The organism is Roseovarius sp. A-2 (genome assembly GCF_002072155.1).
GTDB lineage: Bacteria > Pseudomonadota > Alphaproteobacteria > Rhodobacterales > Rhodobacteraceae > Roseovarius.
On the sequence record NZ_BDIY01000034.1, the window covers coordinates 1 to 20149 of the forward strand.

18 protein-coding genes and 1 pseudogene are annotated in these 20149 nt (G+C 63.3%); 10 read left to right on the forward strand and 9 right to left on the reverse strand.

Translation table 11 applies throughout. The features are described 5' to 3' along the window. Positions 1–398 precede the first annotated feature (398 nt). Entirely contained in the window at positions 399–1235 is an 837-nt protein-coding gene (locus tag BHD06_RS20885; protein WP_176214439.1) for a Stf0 family sulfotransferase, read from the forward strand. Positions 1236–1250: 15 nt separating this feature from the next. Here the strand turns inward: BHD06_RS20885 and BHD06_RS20890 are convergent, their stop codons facing one another. Both BHD06_RS20890 and BHD06_RS20895 read right to left on the reverse strand, forming a co-directional pair. Beyond that, positions 1251–1973, reverse strand: coding sequence for a CatB-related O-acetyltransferase (locus BHD06_RS20890; protein ID WP_080458896.1), 723 nt, complete (start codon positions 1971–1973; stop codon positions 1251–1253). Next, positions 1970–4450, reverse strand: a complete 2481-nt coding sequence (locus BHD06_RS20895) for a glycosyltransferase (RefSeq protein ID WP_176214440.1) — start codon at positions 4448–4450, stop codon at positions 1970–1972. The genes BHD06_RS20890 and BHD06_RS20895 overlap by 4 nt, the downstream gene beginning before the upstream one ends. A gap of 210 nt (positions 4451–4660) precedes the next feature. Between BHD06_RS20895 and BHD06_RS20900 the strand changes: the two genes are divergently transcribed. Further along, entirely contained in the window at positions 4661–5215 is a 555-nt protein-coding gene (locus BHD06_RS20900) for an acyltransferase (protein ID WP_254892544.1), read from the forward strand. A gap of 12 nt (positions 5216–5227) precedes the next feature. On the opposite strand, the gene BHD06_RS20905 is transcribed toward BHD06_RS20900, so the two are convergent. From BHD06_RS20905 to BHD06_RS24545, 3 genes are read right to left on the reverse strand one after another with little or no spacing between them, the layout of a single operon-like run. Then, positions 5228–5590, reverse strand: coding sequence for a hypothetical protein (locus BHD06_RS20905; protein WP_080458899.1), 363 nt, complete (start codon positions 5588–5590; stop codon positions 5228–5230). Continuing rightward, entirely contained in the window at positions 5580–5897 is a 318-nt protein-coding gene (locus BHD06_RS20910; RefSeq protein WP_080458900.1) for a hypothetical protein, read from the reverse strand. The genes BHD06_RS20905 and BHD06_RS20910 overlap by 11 nt, the downstream gene beginning before the upstream one ends. A 17-nt stretch (positions 5898–5914) precedes the next feature. After that, a complete protein-coding gene (locus tag BHD06_RS24545) occupies positions 5915–7222 on the reverse strand; it encodes a DUF2793 domain-containing protein (RefSeq protein ID WP_080458901.1) in 1308 nt (435 codons plus the stop codon). A 216-nt stretch (positions 7223–7438) separates the two neighbouring features. Here BHD06_RS24545 and BHD06_RS20920 point away from each other — a divergent pair, with 216 nt between their 5' ends. Next, complete coding sequence (locus BHD06_RS20920; protein ID WP_080458902.1) at positions 7439–9946, forward strand: calcium-binding protein; 2508 nt, start codon at positions 7439–7441, stop codon at positions 9944–9946. 50 nt (positions 9947–9996) lie between these two features. Here BHD06_RS20920 and BHD06_RS20925 read toward each other — a convergent pair whose 3' ends face one another. Together BHD06_RS20925 and BHD06_RS20930 are read right to left on the reverse strand one after the other, a co-directional pair. Beyond that, complete coding sequence (locus tag BHD06_RS20925) at positions 9997–10821, reverse strand: ABC transporter permease (RefSeq protein ID WP_080458903.1); 825 nt, start codon at positions 10819–10821, stop codon at positions 9997–9999. An 86-nt stretch (positions 10822–10907) separates the two neighbouring features. Then, on the reverse strand, positions 10908–11918 hold the full coding sequence (locus tag BHD06_RS20930; RefSeq protein ID WP_080458904.1) for a replication initiator protein A: 1011 nt from the start codon (positions 11916–11918) through the stop codon (positions 10908–10910). A 403-nt stretch (positions 11919–12321) separates the two neighbouring features. Here BHD06_RS20930 and BHD06_RS20935 point away from each other — a divergent pair, with 403 nt between their 5' ends. The 3 genes and pseudogenes from BHD06_RS20935 to BHD06_RS24845 form a co-directional block, all read left to right on the forward strand. Beyond that, entirely contained in the window at positions 12322–13731 is a 1410-nt protein-coding gene (locus BHD06_RS20935; protein WP_139784823.1) for an AAA family ATPase, read from the forward strand. Positions 13732–13806: 75 nt separating this feature from the next. Further along, positions 13807–14874: a ParB N-terminal domain-containing protein gene (locus BHD06_RS20940; RefSeq protein WP_080458905.1), complete on the forward strand. Its 1068-nt coding sequence runs from the start codon at positions 13807–13809 to the stop codon at positions 14872–14874. Between the two features lie 284 nt (positions 14875–15158). After that, a pseudogene (locus BHD06_RS24845) lies at positions 15159–15284 on the forward strand (IS5/IS1182 family transposase); the annotation flags it as partial. Positions 15285–15293: 9 nt separating this feature from the next. Here the strand turns inward: BHD06_RS24845 and BHD06_RS20950 are convergent. Next, positions 15294–16004, reverse strand: coding sequence for an IS6 family transposase (locus BHD06_RS20950; protein ID WP_080458907.1), 711 nt, complete (start codon positions 16002–16004; stop codon positions 15294–15296). Here BHD06_RS20950 and BHD06_RS20955 point away from each other — a divergent pair. The 4 genes from BHD06_RS20955 (at position 15987) to BHD06_RS20970 (ending at position 18933) form a co-directional block, all read left to right on the forward strand. After that, complete coding sequence (locus tag BHD06_RS20955) at positions 15987–17096, forward strand: AAA family ATPase (protein ID WP_254892545.1); 1110 nt, start codon at positions 15987–15989, stop codon at positions 17094–17096. The genes BHD06_RS20950 and BHD06_RS20955 overlap by 18 nt on opposite strands. Continuing rightward, positions 17089–18207, forward strand: a complete 1119-nt coding sequence (locus BHD06_RS20960) for a ParB N-terminal domain-containing protein (RefSeq protein WP_080458908.1) — start codon at positions 17089–17091, stop codon at positions 18205–18207. The genes BHD06_RS20955 and BHD06_RS20960 overlap by 8 nt, the downstream gene beginning before the upstream one ends. A gap of 136 nt (positions 18208–18343) precedes the next feature. Further along, positions 18344–18601, forward strand: coding sequence for a type II toxin-antitoxin system ParD family antitoxin (locus tag BHD06_RS20965; RefSeq protein ID WP_080458912.1), 258 nt, complete (start codon positions 18344–18346; stop codon positions 18599–18601). Then, a complete protein-coding gene (locus tag BHD06_RS20970) occupies positions 18598–18933 on the forward strand; it encodes a type II toxin-antitoxin system RelE/ParE family toxin (RefSeq protein ID WP_080458909.1) in 336 nt (111 codons plus the stop codon). The genes BHD06_RS20965 and BHD06_RS20970 overlap by 4 nt, the downstream gene beginning before the upstream one ends. Here BHD06_RS20970 and BHD06_RS20975 read toward each other — a convergent pair. Next, the gene (locus BHD06_RS20975) at positions 18928–20043 is read right to left on the reverse strand and encodes a tyrosine-type recombinase/integrase (protein WP_080458910.1); all 1116 of its coding nucleotides are present in this window, start codon (positions 20041–20043) and stop codon (positions 18928–18930) included. The two genes, BHD06_RS20970 and BHD06_RS20975, sit on opposite strands and share 6 nt — an antisense overlap. Positions 20044–20149: the final 106 nt, after the last annotated feature.

The window sequence follows — 20149 nt, forward strand, 5'->3', positions numbered from 1 at the left end:
AACGCTGAAACCGCGCCCGAAGCGCATTCGGCAAAGGTGCTGACATGATCCATCCTCCCAAACAGGATGAATCACAAAACAAACACCGTGGGAATCCCCCGATTCACGTTTTTCCCGAAGCGCTTTAGCCGACTGTCCAGTTTTCTGGGACCACTTCATCAAGGCCGATAGAGAAACCACCCACGTGTCCGGTGAAACAGGGGGCGGATCGGGGTCTCGTTAAAGGCGAAGGCACGAGCGCATGGAAATTTCACGGGCCTGCCTCTTGATGTCGTGTCTGTTTTTCCATAGCAGCGACATGTCGCGACCTTGCAAGCCTTTTTAAAGGTTAATAACCTATTCAGAAAGGCTCTGAACCATATCATGAAATTCGGTATAGCCATTGGAAAGACATGCGTATGAGGCAGCGCCCCGAGGAGTTATTTTCGTCAGTCCAGGTTGTCACCGAAAAGCTTGAGAAATTGCGCCGTATGCCGAAGGCGCAAAAGCAGTTGGTGATTTATTTCACGCCTCGCTCAGGTAGTTCGTGGCTGACAGAGGTTCTATCTCAGAGTAACCGTATCGGGCGAGCAAACGAAGTATTCAATCCGGGTTTCATTCCCAATATCGCCCAAGCCTGCAATGCCACGTCACTTGCAGATTATATCGACCTGGTCCAGCGCCGCCTGAACACGCATGGTGTATTCAGTTTCGAAATTACCTGGCACCAATTGAAGGCCGTTTTTGGAAATGGCGACGCGTTCATGGAGCATTTTGGTACCGCAAGACCAGCTTGGCTGATCCGACGGGATATTGTAGCACAGGCTGTATCATTGGCCAAAATGGTGACAACCAAGGTCGCGCATTCCACTGCGGCGGATGCCGAACAGCGACAACAGGCCGACTCCAATTTCACCTATGACCCGGCTTTAATCCGCAGATGGCTGCTCCATATCCTTGTGGCCGAGCGTGGCACAGAGACACATTTCACAGAGCATGGGATTAAGCCGTTGCGGCTGAGCTATGAGGGCATAATGGCAGCCGGCGGAGAACAAATGCGTGCCTGCTTCGCACAATACATGGATATCACTGGTATCCCCGAGCTTGCGACCGCATCGAGCCACAGCAAGCTCGCCACTTCACAAAATTCCGATTATGCCACCCGTTTCCGAAATGACGAAGCCGCGCTCCTGCGAGACGTGGATGAAGAGCGGGCAGATTGGCTCACGGCCTTGAATTCGAGCCCTCCAGATTGATCGAAGCGTTTCTTGTCAACTCTCTCTCAGATCGATAATATCGGGAGTGAAGGGAACGACATCGCCCATGTCGTGTAGCCCAGAGATGAATTCTTGGATATCACTGGGATCCAGATGCTGCAGTTGCCAAGGTGCATAACGCCACCATTTCAGGCGTAGCAAAGAGGAGATCAATTTTGGCGGCACCCGAAATTTCTTGATGACGGCCGGGTTGCCCGCCACCACGGCATAGGGTGGCACATCTTTGGCAACTACAGCACCGGCGGCGACAATGGCCCCGTCGCCGATCGTGACGCCAGCCATGATCTGTGCACCATGGCCGATCCAGACATCATTTCCGATCGTCGTAATCCGTGCCTTGGTAGGACGACCTTGGAACGTGAACTTATAGCTGTGATACTCCTCGGCCCCGGTGAAATTGTTGTCTAGATGAAAAAGCCTGTTGCCGGCATAGAAGGCCGGGCTGGTGGACACCCACGTGGTCGGATGATTCTGCCGACCGATCTGCACCTCCTCGCCAAAGGAGCAATAACGTCCGATCTTCGCGCCGAAACAATAGCCAGAGACCTGGTAAGAGAAGGCTCCCAGTTCCAGAAGATAATCGTATCGCGTCCACTTCAGGCTGGACGGGGCCTCGATAATCGTATGGCGTGGCAGGGAAATCTTATTGCCGGGGCGATTGAGCACCTCGATTCCGCGAGAAGTCAGCCAGGACGTTGCAATTTTTTCGCTCATCATGCCCCTTGTCGTATGTTCTGTATTTCTTGAATCTGTTCGAATGTCCGACGCACCGTTTGCGCCAGATCCGCCTCGGCGTCAAAGGGTATCTCGATGCCGTTTGACGCCGCCCGCACCGCATCGCCCTGCGCGCCGAGGCCGAAGGCCAGCACCGGCAGGCCGGTGGCCAGGGCCTCGTGCACGGTATAGCAGAAGGTTTCCGGCCAGATCGACGGGATCAGCCAGTGCGTGACGCCGTACTGGCTCACCAGATGCGGCAGGTCCGACACCATGTAGGAGCCATGCAGCGTGATGCTGTCGGGCAGATCGAAGGCCGGGTCGATATTGCCGATCAGCACCAGGCGGGGGCCCCGCCCGTCCCGTGCGCGCCGCCGCGCCAAGGATTGCACCAGCCCGGCCCCTTTCTGCCACCCGATATTGCCCAGAACCGCCAGCACCGGCGGGGCGTCGGCGGCGGGCGGGTTCAGCCGTGGCACCGCGTGGCGCAATCCGTGCGGGCGCAGGTGGATGCGGTCTTTCAGATCCGGCCAGACCGCGGCGACCTGTAGCGCGCTGCTGTTGGAAAAGACCGCCAGATCGGCCCGCGCCGCGAACTTCGCCCAGACCGCCTGCCAGTCCTCCAAAGGCACCCTGCGCCCGTCGGGCCGCCGGGCGGAATGGGCGGGATCACGGCGCGGGGGCCGGACCGGGCCGCGATAGGCACCGTCCTTGTCCAGCAGGGTGTAGGAGGGCGACAGCGGAAAGTAATCGTGAAACAGGATGGTGGCCCGGTCGGCCTCGCGCAGCAGCGACAGCAGGATTTCGGGGATCTCCACCGGGTCCGGATCGCCCACACCGCAGGAATAGACCAGGTGACGGCGCGGCAGGATCGCCAGCAGATCCCGTATCTGGCCCACGGTATCGCTCTGGCCGACGATCCGGCCCTGCGGGGTCACCAGTTCCAGTTGCCAGCGGCGCATCCCGCCGACCCGCAGCACCACCGAGGGGCGTCCCTCCTCGAGATCGGCGGCCATGCGGTGTTCCAGCCAGTGATCGGCCCCGCCGCCCATCGAATGGGCAAGATAGACCGGCACCGCACGTGCCGGATCGAGACTGCCCGCCCAGGCCAGCCCCAGCCCCATCCGGGCGGTCAGCAGCGGGTCGGTGACGATGAAATTCTGCACGCTCCGGTCGTAATCGGGATAGCGGCGGGACACGATCCGGTTGTTGTGCAGCACCAACGCATGTTTTTCCTCGGAGCCGAAACTCTCGCCGCCGCGATGCTCGACGAAGAGCCCCGGCAGCGCCAGATGCCGCCCGCCGCGGCGTGCGACCTTCTGGCACCAGTCGACCTCCTCGCCGTAACCCCGCCCGAAGGTGGTATCGAGTTCGGGCACCTGCGCCAGCCAGCGCCGCCCCATAGCCATGCAGAAGCCGACCCCGGTGGGGGCCTCCGGCAGGTGGGCCTCGCATGTCAGGCGCCGTGCCACGGCGTCGATCGCCTCGCCCTGCCCCGGTGCCAGCATCGTGCGGCAGCAGATCGCGGGCACCGAGAAGATCTCGGCATCGTTCGACATCGGCGTGACCGTGGCTACATCGGGCGCCCCCCGGAAGGGCCGGACCAGACGCTGCGCCCAGCCCGGCGGCACCAGCGCGTCGGAATTGAGCAGCACGACCGGGCCGGTTTGCGGCTGATCGCCCTGCATGGCGCGCGCCAGGCCGCGATTGACCGAGGAGATGAAGCCCATGTTCTGCGGGTTCTCCAGCAGCTCGACCCGGTCGCGCCCGGCGGCCCAGTCGCGCAGGAACGGGCGCACGCGCGCATCGGTCGAGCCATCCTCGATCAGGATCAGCCGCCAGGGCAGATCGGTATGCCGCTCGACCCGATCGAGACAGTCGCGCAGCAGATCGAAGGCATTGTAGACCGGCAGCACGATATCGACATGCGGTGCGAAATCCGGGTCGGGGCGTGCCGGTGTGCCGGGCAGGAATCGCGGGTCGATCATCCCGCTCGGCTGCGGCGGATCAAGCCGCAGCCGAGCCTTGACGCGCTTGCGAAACACCGGATTGGCGGTGAGCATCCAGCCCGCGATCGCCGGGGCCGCCGCCGTGACATCGCGCAGGAAAGTGGCCATGAGCCGGGCGCGCGGCCGCAGCGGCAGCCGGACCGGCAAGCTGATCGGATGGATCTGCGCGTGACCCGGGCGCGGCGTCACCACGAGCCCCGGCGGCGCGCTGTTCAGCAGCATGTCCAGGGTGGCGGGCAACAGCAGGTTGAAGCCGACATTGTCCGACAGGCCAAGCGCGCTGGCCACATCTTCGCGCCGCAGGGTCGGGGCGACCTCGGTCTCGGTGCCCGCGAAGACCAGGCGCAGCTTCTCCGCCAGCGCCCAGCCGGAGACATGCAGCCGCCCCTGACAGAGCCGCATCACATCGATATAGCCCACGGTCTGTCCGGCCTGATCCACGATCGGCTGCCCCGGAAGGGTGACATCCATATGCGTTGTCAGGTACCGAACATGAAGGCTTCTCAGGCGCCGCAGCATTCCGCATCTCTCCAAGACCATCACCGGCGGGATGAAAAAGCCTTCCGATAATCCTTCTCTTACCACCACAGTGTGCATTTTGATGCAAGCAGGAAACCCTGCACGACAGGCTTGCGCGGGCGCGGGCAGTGGGGTCTAAGAGCGAAAATGGCAGGAGGGACGATGCAAGTCGAAATCAACGATACCGGTCGCGGCAACCGCATCGAGATTGCAGACGGGGTCAGCCGGACCGGCAATCTGCGCATCGTGATCACCGGCAATGACAATTATCTCAAGATCGGAGTCGGCACGAAGCTGGCCTCGGGTCTGATCGAGATACGAAATCACCACTCCGCCATCGACATCGGCACATCTTGCGTGATCGCGGGAACGTTGCGCCTGCGCGCCGATGCAACGCGCCTGATGATCGGGGACGCGACCACGATGATGGGCGCGCATATCACCCTGCACGAGGCCGGCACGATCCGGCTGGGGCGCGATTGCATGCTGTCGGGAAACATCCTGATGGATGTCTCCGACATGCATTCTATCCTCGAGGCGGAGACGGGCCGCCGGATCAACCCGCCCGAGGATATCGAGATCGGCGATAACTGCGTGATCGGCGCGCGTGCATTGGTGTGCGGTGACATCCCGGCAGGCTCGCTCGCCGTTGGAAGCCCCGCGCGTGTCCTGCGGTCCGGGATCACCTGGGATCGGCAGCGCCTGCCCTGGAGGTGACGCAGGCGCGCCTCAAAACCGCGTCGCCATCTCGGCCACCCTCTCTGGCACATCGGGCCAGACCGGCGCGACGCCTTCGGCAATCGCCCGGCGGCATTCGGTCTGCATCGCCGTCACCCAGGCCTTCCACATCGCCACCGTGTCCAGATCCCCCTCGGCAAGACCCACTGCGCCGCGTGCTTGGGCGGGGCCGACCCCGTCGCTGCGCATCGCCACGTAGATCACGCCCGCCTGCGCGATATTAGCCTGTGCGGCCTCACTCACCACCGCCAGGATGCGCGCGCGGCACTCAGCCTTGATCCGCATGGCCCGCGCCTCTGCCGCCGCAGCGGCCTTGTCCCCAGCGGTGATGACCCGGGTGAAATCAATCGTCATGTTCGGTCTCCCTCTCATAAGGTGGCAGGCTCACCGGCCCGTCGCCGGTCAGGCTCAGCGACGTGGGGAACAGCGTCTGCCGCGGCGCATCGGTTCCGTGCGGCAGGGCCAGCGTCAGGTGCAGCTCGCCGCCCACGCGCTCGACCGGCCCGGCGAACCAGTCGCTTGCGATGGCCTCGGCGGGCAGCGTGGCCCCCTCGGACAAGGGCGAGAAATCGAACACCTCGCCATTGATCGTGAGAGCGTCACCACTGCGAGTCAATTGGAGCGACATATCGCGGCGAATGGGGGATAAGTTGATCTGCATGAAGTAGTCCTTTAGAATCAGCGGCCCGTGGCCAGGACAGCCACGTTGCGGGTGCTGGCGCTGCCGATCTCATGATAGGCGACGATTTCTGCATTCCCGGCGGCGGCAACGCCTCCGGATCGCAACTCCACCGCAAGATTGACACCGTTGTGATGCGTCTTGAGATCAGGAACCGCACCGAACGCGGCAGGGTAAGTCCAGGTCTGTTGCCCGATTGTGGCCGTGGCCAGATCGGTAAATGTCAGTGTGTTCCAGCAGATCTGTGTCCCATCTGCAAAGCGGGTATATATCCCATTGGCATTGCTACCCCGCTCGATGAGTGCCCCGGTCGGCACGCCACCGGATTGGCTGACGGTTCCGAGGGTGAATTTCTGGTCATAGACGAGTCGCCAGCCCCCCCATGAGTGGCTGCCAAAGGACTTACGCAGGTAGGACCTGCCATCGTTGGGGTTCGTATAATATTGCGTCGTCTGATTGGCCGTGCTGTGCATAACGAGCACGCCGTCGGCCACCGTCACCACCGGCGGGACAGTTCCCGCCACCGTGGTCCCGTCCACCCGGTAGAACCCCTGAGGGATATCGAACGCGTCGAGATCCGTCAGAGCAGGGGAGGATGCCGCCAGTACGCCACCGGCCCCCACGGCCATCAGCCGCCCTTCCGTGGCATCCGCGGGAGAAGACTGGATCGCCTGTCCAGTGACGCGCCCGCTGGCCGCCGCGACCCGGAGCGCCTCCGTCCACGTGATGCCGTCCGGGCTGACCTTGATCGACCAGTCGTCATTGCCCGCCGTGCCCATTTCGGCGCGGCCTGAAAATCCAGTCTGGAACAGCAGGCTGGCGGTATCCGTCGAGATCGCCTTGTTGACCTTCAGCTGATGACCGGCCCCCTCATGGGTCAGGAGTGTGGCGGGTGACGCGACCGCCAGACGGTTGGTGGCATCCGCAGAGGTGTTCAGCCCAAGACCCGGAAGATTGTCGAGTTCGGGCAGGCGGACCACCCAGGCTGTGCCGTCGAAGACGAGCCCGCGCGCCTCGGACAGCACCTCCGCGCGCCAGCCCGGGCGCGGGTCGAGAAACCCCCAGCCGCCCTCCTCCCATATGGCGATCCGCAAATCCGCACCGGACCAGGCCCCGGTCGCGCCGGTGCCGACGATATGACGGTCGCCCGGGGCCGGATCGTCCGGCGGGCTGGTGCGGTCGCGGTCGATCACGGCAAGTTGCACCAGCACATCCAGAATCCGCAGCGCCTCGTTATGGGTGACGTGTTTTTGCGCCTGGGAGGGCTGGATCAAGGGCAATGACAGGATCGAGGACTGGTCTTGCATGGCACCGCTCCGGCTGTTGAAGGCAGCGACCGGTGTATGTCGCCATGTCTTAACAGGGGACAGCGGCACCGCGCGCGCCCTGCGCTGCCCGCGCAACAGGCCCGGTGCGCGCCGGTTTTCTAAAATCCGCTCGAAAGGCCTCGGCCATGTCACAATTCCACCCCCACCTGCGCCCGTTCCGCAGGCGAGGACGAGGCCCTGTTTGAGAGGTCCCGCATGGAACACCGGATCCTGCACTCCAATACGATCTGGACGGGGGATCAGCCGCTCCTGACCACGCTGCGCGACCTGCGCTTCCTGCCCTCGGAGACGGGGCTCATGCTGCAGGCGGCGGGCGGCCCCCTGCCCGGCTTCCAAATCACGGCCTGGACCCTGGAGAGCGGGCTCTCGCTGCATGACAGTCTCCTGCTTCCCGGGCCGGGCCGGGCCGGAACAGAGCCTGTCATCGAAACCCTCGCGACGCCGGACGGCGCGTGGATGCCGGTTTTCCTGGGGGATGGCACAGGGGTGCCCGTGGGGCTGCGGCTGGACGAAACCGGCGGGTTCGACGCCCCCCTCGCCATCGCGGGGGCGGAGACGGGCGGCGCGCTGCACAGGCTGGTGACGGTGACGGAGGGCGAGGCGGTCTTCGCCGCCGGGCTGGCCACCGGAAATCAGTCGCCCGCCCTGTGGCAGGTCGCGGAGGACGGTCGCCTCACTCTGCTCGACCCCGGCAGCACCGCACCGGGCTTGACCGGGCTGACCGATCTGACCGCGCTCGGCCCGCATCTGGTGGCGGGCGGCACAGGCGAGGTGCCGCTCTCGCTCTACCGGGTCGGGGCGACGGGCGATCTGCACCTCGAGGCGCAGCTCGCGGCGGCGGACAATCCCGGCCTCGCGGGGGACATGGTGCTCGCCTCGGGCAGCCCGGGCGGGGTCGCGCATGTCGTCACCGGGGCGGCGCAGAGCGGCTCGCTGAGCGTCTGGAGAATTGGCGAGAACGGGACCTTGCAGCTGACCGATCACCTGATCGACAGCCGCGACAGCCGCTTTCAGGGCGTCAGCCGGCTGGAGGCCGTCACCCAGGACGGTCAGACCTGGATCGCGGCGGGCGGGGCCGATAGCGGGGTGAGCCTGTTCCGGCTGCTGCCCTCCGGGCGGCTGGTGCAGGTGGCGCAGCTCGCCGACGGGCTGGACTGGTCGCTCGACGGGTTGGCGGCACTCGCGCTTGCGGTGGATGACGCAGGCCTCCTGCATCTCGCGACCGCCGGGCTGCGCGATGGCGGGCTCAGCCATTTCACCTATCTCCCGCGCCCGCTGCTGGACGGCACTGCGGGCAATGACCGCCTGACCGGCACCGCACAGCCCGATCTCCTGCAGGACGGGGCGGGCACCGATACACTGACCGGCGGGGCGGGGGCAGATATCTTCGTCTTCGCCAGCGACGGGCAGACCGACACGGTGACGGATTTCGACCCGTCCGAGGACCGGCTGGACCTGTCGGGCTGGGCCTTCTTTCGTGGGCTCGCGCAACTCCTGATCGAGAGCCGCGAGGACGGGGCCGAGATCTCTTTCGAGGGACCGGGCGACCCCGAGCGGCTGATCCTGCGCTCGGCCTCGGGCGCGCCGCTCGATCCCGACGCGCTGCGCGCCGCCCTCCTGCCGGGGCCGGACCGGCTCATGCCCGCCACGCTCGACGCGATCCTCGCGGATCTGCCCGTGGACCAGCGGCTCGACGGCACACCGCAGGCCGACCGGATCACCGGCGATGCGGCCAATGACACGATCCTGGGCCTTGCCGGGTCCGACCGTCTGGAGGGCGGGGATGGCGAGGACAGCCTCCTGGGGGGTATCGGCTTCGACACGCTGCTTGGCGGGGCGGGCGACGATACGCTGCGCGGCCTCGACGGTTGGGACAGCCTCTTGGGCGGCGCGGACGACGATCTGCTTCTCGGCAATAACGGCAATGACACGCTCCTGGGCGGTGCGGGGCACGACACGCTGTCGGGCGGGGTCGGGGCCGATCTGCTGCGGGGCGAGGACGGCAATGACAGCCTCGCGGGCAGCGCGGGTCCGGACCGGCTCGACGGCGGCACCGGAGCGGATATCCTGCAAGGCAATGCCGGGCCCGACAGCCTGACCGGCGGCGCGGGCGACGACCGGCTCGAGGGCGGGATCAACAATGACAGTCTCGAGGGAGGCGACGGGAACGACACGCTTTCGGGCTCGAATGGCCAGGACATCCTGACCGGCGGTGCCGGGGCCGATCTGTTGCAGGGCAATGCCGGGCCGGACGCACTCTTCGGGGGGGCGGGCGACGACCGGCTCGAAGGCGGGATCAACCGCGACCGGCTCGACGGCGGGCCGGGACATGACCTACTCAGGGGCGATGACGGGTTCGACACCCTGACTGGCGGTGCGGGCGATGACACCCTGTTCGGCAATGCCGGAAACGACTGGCTGGAGGGCGGTGGCGGATCGGACCTGCTCGATGGCGGCATCGGTGCCGACACCTTCGTGTTTCGCGGCGGCGATGTGCGGATCACGCGGTTTCAGAAAAACGTCGATACGATCCTGTTCGATCCCGCGCTTCTGGATCAGGGTGCAGTCAGCCCGCAGGACCTCCTGTCCCGGATCGAAACGGTCGGCGAGGATCTGCTCTTCGATTTCGGCCCGGACGGGCGACTGACTATCCTGGGGCTGAGCGACGGCGCGCAACTCGAGGATGCGATCGGGTTGCTTTGAAGACCAGGCGTTACAGGCAGGGTCCGTTGTCCTGTCCCAGGGCCGCGCCCTCAGCGCTCCAGCAGGTCCCGGTAATAGCTTTGCAGCATCAAGAGCCCCGCCACCGCGCAGATCGCGGCCACGCCATAGGCGTAAACGGGGTCCACATATTCCCCCACATAGCTGTAATAGAAGGCCCGCCGCGACTCGCCGGTCACATGCACGAGCGGGTTCCATTCCAGCCAGGACCGATAGGGTTCAGGGATGCTTTCGTGGAGAAAGATCACACCCGAGATGAACACAAGCGGCCGAGTGATCACCGACCAGACCGTGCCCCAGATCGCATGGCGTGATATCAGCAGACAGTTGAGCACCCCAATCCCGAAGCCGAGCGCGATGGCCATCGCATAGGCATTCAACAGCCGGTCCAGATGCAGCACCGTGCGGGTCTCGAACATGGTCAGCAGGAATGTGAAGATCAGGGCGCTCACCGCCAGCTGCGTCAGCGTGCCCAACACGAGCCGCGCGAGAAGCGCGTCCATGAAGGTCACGCGCGGATAATTCAGCAATTGCTTCGAGTAGTTGATCGCCTGCTGCACTTTAATCGATATGCTGATGAATGTGAAAAAGGGCAGAAGACCGCTGGCATAGAAGATCCCGAAATTCGTCCCTAGGGGCGGGGTGCGAAACCCGGCGGAAAAGATCAACACCAGCAGCGTCACACCCAGGGCTGGCTCCAGCACCGCCCAGACATAGCCACCCGGCGTGCGCCCATAGGTGACCGACATTTCGCGCAGGACAAGTGCCGCGATGGTTCGCAGCGAGGCGGCGCGCGGCAGGCGCTCTCGGGTGGAGCGCAGGCGGCGCCTATCGAAAGAGTCGTTCTGAATCGTCATCGGGCTCACATTGTTGGACGCGGCGGATCATCCCAGAGCCGTCACCGCCATGCAAGCCCTTCCCTGAGCGGTGGCGGCGGGCGAGCTCAGCTTTTCTTGCGTATCCAGCCCAGAAAGGCGGCGTCGGGGCTGCGCAGGCGCGGCCGACCCGTGGCCAGCCACCAGGCGCGCCAATCGGCCTCGAGCGCATAGACATCCGCACCGGGGCTTAGGCGGCGCGCCTCAATGAGCGCCTCGGGGCTCAATTGCGGCCCCTCGCCCGGGGCAAGCACAACCCGCCGCGGGCGGACATGGATGATATCCCCCTGCCCTTCGGAGAGCTCATAATCGGGCAAGTGATTGGCCGCGATCATGTCGCGGATCATCCGCCGGAACACCCGCAACGGCGAGGCGGATCCGGATTTATGCGCCAGAACCGGCAGCGACACCCGCCATTCCGGCTGATGACCGCAATGCTTGCGCGCCAGTTCGTAGATACGCCGCTCCAGCGGTTTGCGCAGGCGGAAGTAATCCCGGCTCAGCGTCAGTACGGATTTTGCCAGCACCGCCCGGAACAACCATTCGGCCAGGGTAACCCGCACCGAGACCATCCGCCCGCCCCGAGTCTTGCGCTGCACCTGCCAGGCCTCGATCAGGCCAAAGCCGGTGGTCTCCTCAACATCGGCGGTGGTGATGTTGGTGGTGATGCGCGTGCCCGCCAACCGCTCGAAGGCTTCGACCAGGCGGCGATAGCCGTCCCCCGAAGTCTCGCGATTGGTGGCCACCAGCAGATCGTGGGCGCGCAGATGCAATGTCCGGGCAACCGGGTGCCCCGCATTGAGCGCCGCCATCAACTGGCTAATGCAATAGATCAGGATATCCTTGTCAAAAAGTGTGGCCCGGCCCCGAACCGACGGCGTCACTGTCACCGTCACGTCGTTATGAGCATAGCTCAGCACCCGCAGATCCGCCCGGGTCGAGAGCGAGAACAGCGGATGTTCCATCGAGGCCAGGTCGTCCTTGGGCAGCGCATCGAAAATATCGCAGACGAAGAAATCCGCCGTCGGATGCCGCTCCGGCAACAGCCTGCGCCCGTGTGTTCCTGCCTGACCGCCCATGCCCCCAGCCTGCTCTTTTGTTTCGGGGTTTCATTATCACCACCTTATCCAGTCCGCAGAGACAGCGTCCAGCTTTTCAAGGCAAAGCATCGTGGCTTCGGAATCGCAGCTTCGTGGGTTCAGAGTCGTTCTATCGTGGGTTCGGAATCGCCCTGATCTCATTTGGAGCGAGAATATGTTTAAAGATCAGTCAATTATAGAATCCGCAAAGTCGCGTAACTTACTATATAACAGATCAATAACAGGGATTTTTTTCGCGCCTGGAAAATCAGACGGCGGGATATCGACCTCAAACAGCTGAATTTGCAGAGAAAGCAAAGAAAAACGTCGAATCATGCCAGACCAAGCAATGAAAATATAGCTATGTGCGCTCTTTCGGGGTACATATCTTAAAAAAGAGCACATGAGGCATATGATGGCACGTGACGGGTCTTCACCCCTCCCTCCCTATTTCAACATCTCTCCCGATACCGCGATGGCGGATCTCGACCCGCCGCAGCAAACTGCGGATTTCGGACGCATCGCCGAGGCCTGTGTACGCGGCCGCCGGGATCTCGCGTCGCGCGGCCTTGATGAAAGCGGGGCGCGTACATTGCGGCTGTTCTCCACCTGGGAGATCACCCGCTACCTGATCCCGATCGCCACCGCGCATTTCCGCCGCGTGCTCAAGGCCAATCCCGATCTGCCGCAGGGGCGCTCGGATACCACAGGGGGAGCGAAATGGTTCACCCTCGACGAGGTATTGCGGCTGCGCGCGCATTTCGCAGCGGAAGGCTCCAAGACCAAGGAATACCAGCCCTGGCGGCCCGAGGGTCTGCCCGCCAAGATCGTGGCAGTGGCCAATTTCAAGGGCGGCGTGGGCAAGACCTCGACCGCCGCGCATCTGGCCATGTCGGCGGCGCTCGACGGCTACCGGGTGCTGGTGGTCGATCTCGACAGCCAGGGCTCGATGACCTCGATCTTCGGCGGCACGGTCGAGGATGAGTGGGGCACGATCTTTCCACTGCTCGCCCGGCATTACGGCCGCCACCTTCAGGAGGACAACCGGCTGCGGGTGCAGCGCAACGAGGCCCCGCAACCGCTCGACGACACCCTGGCGGAGGCGATGAAGATGCGGGCGCAGGATCTCATCCAGACAACCCACTGGCCCAATATCGACCTCATCGGCGCGCAGCTCAATCTCTACTGGTCGGAATTCCAGATTCCCGTCTGGCGCATGGCCGCGCGCAGCTGGAAGCTCTGGGATGCGCTGACCGAGAGCCTCGAGGCCGATGGCATCCTGCAGGACTATGATCTGGTGTTTCTCGATACCCCCCCTGCCCTGGGATATCTCACGATCAACGGGCTCGCCGCCGCCGATATCCTGCTGGTGCCTCTGGGGGCCTCGTTTCTGGAATTCGACTCCACGGGCCGCTTTTTCGAAATGCTGCACGCGACCTTTCAATCCATCGAGGAGGGCGAGAACATGGCAGCGCGTGCCTTGGGGCGCGACGGGGTCCGCTTCGAATGGGATGCGGTGCGCGCGCTGATCACCCGCTACGACGCCGGGCAGCAGGCCGAACTGGCGGGTCTGATGCAGGCCTATCTCGGCCATGCACTCGCCCCGCAGCGGCAGGATTACACCGCCCTGATCGGCCAGGCGGGCGAGCAGGTGAGCGGCATCTACGAGGCCGATTACCGGGATTTCAATCGCGAGACCTATATTCGCGGGCGCGAAACATTTGACGCGACCTATGCCGCCTTCAAGAAGCTTCTCTTCGGCGTCTGGCGGCGCGATCAACTGGCCGAGGCACAGGCGGAGGTGGCAGAATGATCCGCGCCCTGCCGCCCAAATGTTTCGCGCGCGAAACATCCGCCCTGCCCTGCCCTCGCCTCCGGGAGACCTGTCATGGCCAAGCGTAAGCGCCTCGGCGGTCCGCTTCAGGACTATCTCGCCACATCCCAGACCACGACGACGCCCGCCGCCTCAGCCCCGATCGCCCGGGTCGCCGGAGAGACCTCCGTGAACGCGGCCTTCGAGGAGGTGAGCCGCGAATTGAGCAGCGCCCGCAGCGAGGGACGTCTAGTGCTGCGTCTGCCCCTCGACCGGATCGAGGTTGCCTGGCTGATGCGTGACCGCACGCATCCGGGAACCGAAGAGGATCCCGACTTTACCGCCCTGCTCGACAGCCTGCGCCGCAACGGTCAGCGCAGCCCGATCGAGGTGGTCGATATCGGCGAGGGGCGTTACGGGCTGATCTCGGGCTGGCGCCGCCTGACCGCGCTCCGCCGCCTGCACGAAGAGAGCGGCGAGGCGCGTTTCGGCACTGTTCTGGCCTTCCTGCGGCAACCCGCGAGCTCGGAAGAGGCCTATGTCGCCATGGTCGAAGAGAACGAGATCCGTCTCGGCCTCTCCTTTTACGAACGTGCCCGGATCGCGGCCAAGTCGGTAGAGGCCGGGGTCTATCCCGACACGAAAGCCGCCCTACGCTCTCTATTTGCCTCTGCTTCACGTGCGAAACGTTCCAAGATAGGCTCTTTTCTGACCCTCTACCGGGTGCTCGGGGACGCGGTGCGCTTTCCGCAGGCGCTGACGGAACGGCTTGGCCTTTCCCTGGCCAAGGCACTGGAGGCGGATGAGGGCGGGGCTGCGCGCCTGAGGGCGCGGCTCGAAACCGCCTCTCCCGCGACTGCCGAGCAGGAACAGAGTCTGTTCTCGGGTTTTGTCGAGACCGAAAGCGCGCCGTCACCAGACCCTCTGGCAAAGGTCGGGACCGGACCGGAGAAGCAATCCTCGGCAACACAGCCCATCCAACGGAAATCCGTCTCTGCCTCGGCGAAACACGAGGTCTGCCCCGGGGTCTTTCTGACCCAGAAAGAGGACAGGCTCGAGCTTTCTGGCCCGGCGGTCGGGGCGGACTTGCGCACCCGGCTCGAAGCGTGGTTGAGAGCGGGCTCGCAGACCAAGCCGCAGTGACGGCGCCACGCTTGGAGGTGTTTCGCGCGCGAAACAATCTGGTGATCTGATGTCCGGCCTTGGTCTTTCGAATGCGAAAGGCCGCATCAACGCCGGGGACCGGTGATGTCGCGCCGAGACGGGTTGATTGCTAGGAAATGAGTGCCGTGGGCGATAAAGTGAGTGCGCTACGGCAAGACCGGCACTAGTATTGATGGTCTAGCAGGCTGCTGAAAAACACCAGGCTCGACGCGGTTTCGAGAACATGATTCACTCTTGGCACGGCGGCGGCGGCGGGGGTGATGATGCGCGGGACGGACGAGGCGGCGGGATCGCTGTTCAGCTATGTCGATCTTGAGGAGCGCGTTCCGGCGCGGCATCCGCTACGTTGGTATTGCCAAGTTGTTGTCGTTAGCTTGTGTATTCTGGATAATACAGGATCATACCACCATTTCAACGGTGTAGTCGGCCCAGAGGCTGAAGGCATCTGAGCGGGCATGACGGTATGAAGCAGCGGTGAGTTGGTAGCGGCGGGGACGGAAGATCAGGTTGATCTGATCGTGTGCGGCTAGAAATCTTTGAGCCTGCCTGTGGGATTTGAGCTTACCGAAGATCTTTTCTCGTTTACGGGTCGGTCGGTGGGACACCTCAATCGCGTTGTTCAGACCCTTGTGGGCGCGGTGGTCGGCATTCGGGGCCAATATTTTGACCGGTTTGATGTAACTACGCAGTTTATCGGTAATAACGACCCTCGGTTCGCCAAACTCGGTAACCAGTTTTTTGAAAAACCGCTTTGCAGCCTTGGCGTTTCTGCGGGTTTGGACCAGAATATCAAGAACGTCACCATTTGCATCGATGGCACGCCACAGCCAATGCTTTTTGCCACGGATCGTGATCACCACCTCGTCCAAATGCCACTTGTCGTTCGGTCGCGGTCGATCCCGACGGATGCAATCTGCGAAATGCCTACCAAAGCGGTTGACCCAAAGGCGGATCGCTTCCCGGCTAACGATCACACCCCGCGCAGCCAACAGGTCTTCAACATCAGCGGTACTCAGCGCTAACCGATGGTAAGCCCATACTGCGTAAGAGATGATCTCTCGAGGATAACGAAAGCCTTTCAGGCGCGGCATATGGATTGGAATATTCATCAGAGCCCCATATCCAGATCAGACGCCGTCAACAACTTGGCAATACCGCCCTGGCGCCCCGAGGGGCTGCCGGCCAAGATCGTCGCCGTATCGAACTTCAAGGGCGGCACCTCCAAGACCACGACCACCGCGCATCTGGCCATGTCCGCCGCTTTGGATGGCTACAAGGTGCTGGTGATCGATCTGGACAGCCAAGGGTCGCTGACCTCGATCATGGGCGGTGACGTGCCTGATGAATGGTCCACTGCCTTTCCGCTCCTGGCCAAGGATTACGCCCAGACCGTGCAGGCCGAAAACACCGTGCGCGCCGCTGCTGGTCAGGCCCCCCTGCCCTTTGACGAGACGCTGACAGAGGCGCTGAAGGTTTCGGCGCGCGACATCATCCAGCCAACGCATTGGCCAAACATTGACCTGCTCGGCGCGCAGTTGAACCTCTATTGGGCCGAGTTCCAGATTCCCGTCTGGCGGATGGGCCTGCGTAGCTGGTCGCTTTGGGATGCGCTGAACAATGCGCTGACCGAAGAACGCATCGTTGACGATTACGACATCATCTTTCTCGACACTCCCCCGGCGCTTGGCTACCTGACGATTAACGCTCTGGCAGCGGCTGATATCCTCTTGGTTCCACTGGGCGCATCGTTTCTGGAATTCGATTCTACCGGACGGTTCTTCGACATGCTCTATTCGACCTTTGCCAGCGTTGAGGATGGTGAAAATGCCGTGCGCCGCCGAGACGGCCTGCCAGAGGTCAAGTTCGAATGGGACGCCGTGCGCGCGCTTATTACCCGGTTTGACGCCGGGCAGCAGACCGATCTGGCCAACGTCATTCAGGCCTATTTCGGCGACTTCATGACCACCTATCGCCAGGAGCTGACAGCGATGGTCGGGCAGGCCGGCGAGAGTGTGAACGGCATCTACGAAGCCGATTACCGGGATTTCAACCGCGAGACCTATGTTCGGGGCCGCGAGACCTTCGACAGGACGTGGGCCGAGGTCAAAGAGCTGATCCTGGGCACCTGGTACCGGGATCAACAAGCGGCGAAAGCCGAGCAGAGCAGTAGTGCCCCACAAGAGGAGCAGGCAGATGGCTAAACGCAGAAAACTAGAGACCCCCAGCGCCGATGACCTTTTGCGCATCGAGGAGGAGTTTCGCCGCGAAACCTCCTCGCGCCCCGGGCTGACCCCGGGGGCGACGGTTGCGCCGATCGCGCAGGTGGCGGGTGAGGCCGCCGCGCAGGCAGAGGTCTCCAGCCCCGAAATCCGGGCAGGCCACGCGCATAACGCCGCTGAGGCAAAGCGGCTGCAAGAGGCGCGTGCGGATGGGCGGTTGATGTCTGATCTGCCGCTGTCCGAAATTGACCCGCACGCGATGATCCGAGACCGGATTGATCTGTCCGAAGACGAAATGTCAGAGCTGCGTCAATCCATCGCCGCCAGCGGGCTGCGCTTGCCGATTGAGGTGTTTGAATTCGCCACTCCGCGCGCTGACGGTGTTCGCTATGGGCTTGTGTCAGGCTATCGCCGCTACATGGCGGTTCTGGCGCTGCGCGATCTGACGGAAGCTGCAAAATACGCCAGCATCCGTGCCATCGTCCGCCCGCGGACCGAGGCCGATCAGGCCTTCGTCTCGATGGTCGAAGAAAACGAGGTCCGCTCCGAATTGAGTCACTTCGAGCGCGGCCGCATCGCGGTGATTGCTGCGCAACAGGGGGCCTTTGTCAACGTCGAGGACGCCGTGAACCGGCTATATGCCACCGCGTCCAAGGCCAAACGATCCAAGGTCCGGTCCTTCGCCATGATCTTTGAAGAGCTCGGCGATATGTTGACCTTTCCCGAGGCGTTGACCGAAAAGCGCGGGCTGAGCCTGGCGCAGGGTCTGCGCGCCGGGGCAGAGGGGCGTCTGCGCGCAGCTTTGGAGCAGCACCCGCCTGCTGATGCCGAGGCCGAATGGGCGCAGATTGACGCAGTGCTGAGCACGTTGGACGCACCCGCACGGGACAAGCGCCGTGGCGGACGTCCAAGGGCCAGCGCGCCGATATCAGGTTGGCAAGGGGCCGAGACGCTGCACACTTCTGCGGGCATCACCATCCGTCGCATGCAGGACGACAAGGGAATTCTGCTGCGGTTCGAGGGCAGGGGGCTGGACAGCGAGCTGATGGATTCGCTGATGCAGGAAATCCGCGCGCTTCTGGAAAAACCCTGAGAGGTTTCGCCGCGAAACCTCTTGGGCGGCGCTCTGCCATGCTCGCAGGCGCGCGCTTGGAGACGGCGAAGCGCGCGCCCATCCCATTGATCAAAAACCTGCATTGGCATATATTGCCAGCGAGGAGAATTTTGCCATGGTGACACGCAATGTCGTTCTGACCGAAACGCAGGACCAGTTGGTTCAGACTTTGGTGGCGTCCGGACGCTATCAGAATGTGAGTGAAGCAATGCGCGCCGGGCTGCGGTTGCTCGAACAGGAAGAAGCCCAGATCGCAGGACTCCGGCAAGGTCTGCTCGAGGGCTTGGCGCAGGCGAAGGCGGGCCAGCTTGCCGAGGGTAGCGGAGAAGACGCGATCCGGCGGGCCTTTCGAAAAGCACGCGCGGCTTCATGAGCCGATCCTTTCGGCTGACGCGCCGCGCCGAGGCCAAGCTGGTCGAGATTGCAGAGTGGACGATCGCGACATTCGGGCCCAAGCAGGCCGAGCTCTATGAAACAGAACTGCTCGATCGCTGTCAGGCGATCCTGAACGGGCAGGCGCACAGCCGGAGCTGTGCGATCCTGGTCGATGATGCCGAGGACTTGCGGTATGCGAGGGCAGGGGAGCATTTCCTGGTGTTTCTGGATCGGCCGGACCAGGTGATCATCGTCGACATACTGCATTCGCAAAGCGATCTTCCACGCCATGTCGCCGCGCTGACGGCCCTCAGGAATGACGCGTTATAGCCCCGCGGCCTTGGTGAGGTTCACGCGGAACCGGTCGCGGCGGCGCTGATAGCGCCGGGTCATCTCGGCAGAGGCATGGCCCAGTTGCTTCTGGATGTAGCGTTCATCCACTTCGGCACCACTGGCAAGGCCAGCGCGCAAGGAATGGCCGGAGAACAGCGCAAGGCGATCCTTCTCCGGTAAGTCGGCGCGGATACCAGCGGCCAGCACGGTCTGCTTGATCAGCCGCGCGACATGCTTGTCGCTGAGCCGGGTTTCCAGCGCCTTCTTGCCGTCTCGTGAGGTGCGCGTGAACACCGGGCCGAAATCGATCCTGCCGAAATGCAGCCACTGCTCCAGCGCATGAACAGGGCAGGTCTGATCCTTTGAGCCCCGGCCAATCTCGACCTCGCGCCAGCCGGTCTTGGCGTTCAGGGTGAGAAGGGCGCCTTTCTCGAGGATCTCGATCCAGCCGCCGCTGTCGGGCGTGTCATCCTTTTGAACATCCAGACTGACGATCTCCGAGCGCCGCAAACCTCCGGCGTAGCCCAAAAGCAGCATTGCCCGATCCCGCAGGCCACGCAGGTCGTGGGGCAGGGTGGCCACCATTGCCAGAATGTCCTCGGCTAGGATCGCTTCCTTCTGCACTGGCGGCCGAGCGTGCTTGCGCTTGATCCCGGCGAGCACGGTGGCGATGTGGCGGTCCTTGCGGTCGAGGGTGAACCCGCGCTGCGCGTAGTTCCAGGCGAGACCAGAGAGGCGGCGGTCTATCGTGCTGACGGTCAGGGCAGGGGAGGGGCCTGTCGGTGCGGCGAGGTCGGTTAGATAGAGGCCAATCATTTCCGGCGATGGGGGCAGGAGGTCTGTGCCTTTCAGGCGGCACCAGCGGGCGAAGTGCTTCCAGTCAGTGGCATAGGCCCTCAGCGTGTTGTCCGAAGCCGCAGCGCGCGCATAGTCGCGGGCAGCGTCCACCAGTCGATCAAGGGTGCCGGAGCCCGCCACAGAGGAGCGGAGAGACAGAGCTTCGCCGGATGCAACGTCCCCCTCATTATCTTCGTTGATGGAAGACCTATTTCGCGCGTCTGAGCGCAGTTCCTGACTGTATTTCGACTGTCGTTCTTGTTTTATCATTGGACTCTAAGTCATTGACTCTGGGCGGTTCATGTTCATGGTTCATTTGTGGATTCTAGGTGAATCGTTGGACTTTTGATACTGTTTTGTGGTTTTTGCCATGGTG

What these genes read in the sequence shown, in the direction of transcription:
- BHD06_RS20940 (WP_080458905.1), top strand. Translation starts at nt 13,807, where the DNA reads ATGGCCAAGCGTAAGCGCCTCGGCGGTCCGCTTCAGGACTATCTCGCC.
- BHD06_RS20950 (WP_080458907.1), bottom strand. Translation starts at nt 16,004, where the DNA reads ATGAATATTCCAATCCATATGCCGCGCCTGAAAGGCTTTCGTTATCCT.
- BHD06_RS20975 (WP_080458910.1), bottom strand. Translation starts at nt 20,043, where the DNA reads ATGATAAAACAAGAACGACAGTCGAAATACAGTCAGGAACTGCGCTCA.
- BHD06_RS20920 (WP_080458902.1), top strand. Translation starts at nt 7,439, where the DNA reads ATGGAACACCGGATCCTGCACTCCAATACGATCTGGACGGGGGATCAG.
- BHD06_RS20970 (WP_080458909.1), top strand. Translation starts at nt 18,598, where the DNA reads ATGAGCCGATCCTTTCGGCTGACGCGCCGCGCCGAGGCCAAGCTGGTC.
- BHD06_RS20890 (WP_080458896.1), bottom strand. Translation starts at nt 1,973, where the DNA reads ATGATGAGCGAAAAAATTGCAACGTCCTGGCTGACTTCTCGCGGAATC.
- BHD06_RS20895 (WP_176214440.1), bottom strand. Translation starts at nt 4,450, where the DNA reads ATGGATGTCACCCTTCCGGGGCAGCCGATCGTGGATCAGGCCGGACAG.
- BHD06_RS20960 (WP_080458908.1), top strand. Translation starts at nt 17,089, where the DNA reads ATGGCTAAACGCAGAAAACTAGAGACCCCCAGCGCCGATGACCTTTTG.
- BHD06_RS20955 (WP_254892545.1), top strand. Translation starts at nt 15,987, where the DNA reads ATGGATTGGAATATTCATCAGAGCCCCATATCCAGATCAGACGCCGTC.
- BHD06_RS20900 (WP_254892544.1), top strand. Translation starts at nt 4,661, where the DNA reads ATGCAAGTCGAAATCAACGATACCGGTCGCGGCAACCGCATCGAGATT.
- BHD06_RS20905 (WP_080458899.1), bottom strand. Translation starts at nt 5,590, where the DNA reads ATGACGATTGATTTCACCCGGGTCATCACCGCTGGGGACAAGGCCGCT.
- BHD06_RS20930 (WP_080458904.1), bottom strand. Translation starts at nt 11,918, where the DNA reads ATGGGCGGTCAGGCAGGAACACACGGGCGCAGGCTGTTGCCGGAGCGG.
- BHD06_RS20925 (WP_080458903.1), bottom strand. Translation starts at nt 10,821, where the DNA reads ATGACGATTCAGAACGACTCTTTCGATAGGCGCCGCCTGCGCTCCACC.
- BHD06_RS24545 (WP_080458901.1), bottom strand. Translation starts at nt 7,222, where the DNA reads ATGCAAGACCAGTCCTCGATCCTGTCATTGCCCTTGATCCAGCCCTCC.
- BHD06_RS20910 (WP_080458900.1), bottom strand. Translation starts at nt 5,897, where the DNA reads ATGCAGATCAACTTATCCCCCATTCGCCGCGATATGTCGCTCCAATTG.
- BHD06_RS20935 (WP_139784823.1), top strand. Translation starts at nt 12,322, where the DNA reads ATGAGGCATATGATGGCACGTGACGGGTCTTCACCCCTCCCTCCCTAT.
- BHD06_RS20965 (WP_080458912.1), top strand. Translation starts at nt 18,344, where the DNA reads ATGGTGACACGCAATGTCGTTCTGACCGAAACGCAGGACCAGTTGGTT.
- BHD06_RS20885 (WP_176214439.1), top strand. Translation starts at nt 399, where the DNA reads ATGAGGCAGCGCCCCGAGGAGTTATTTTCGTCAGTCCAGGTTGTCACC.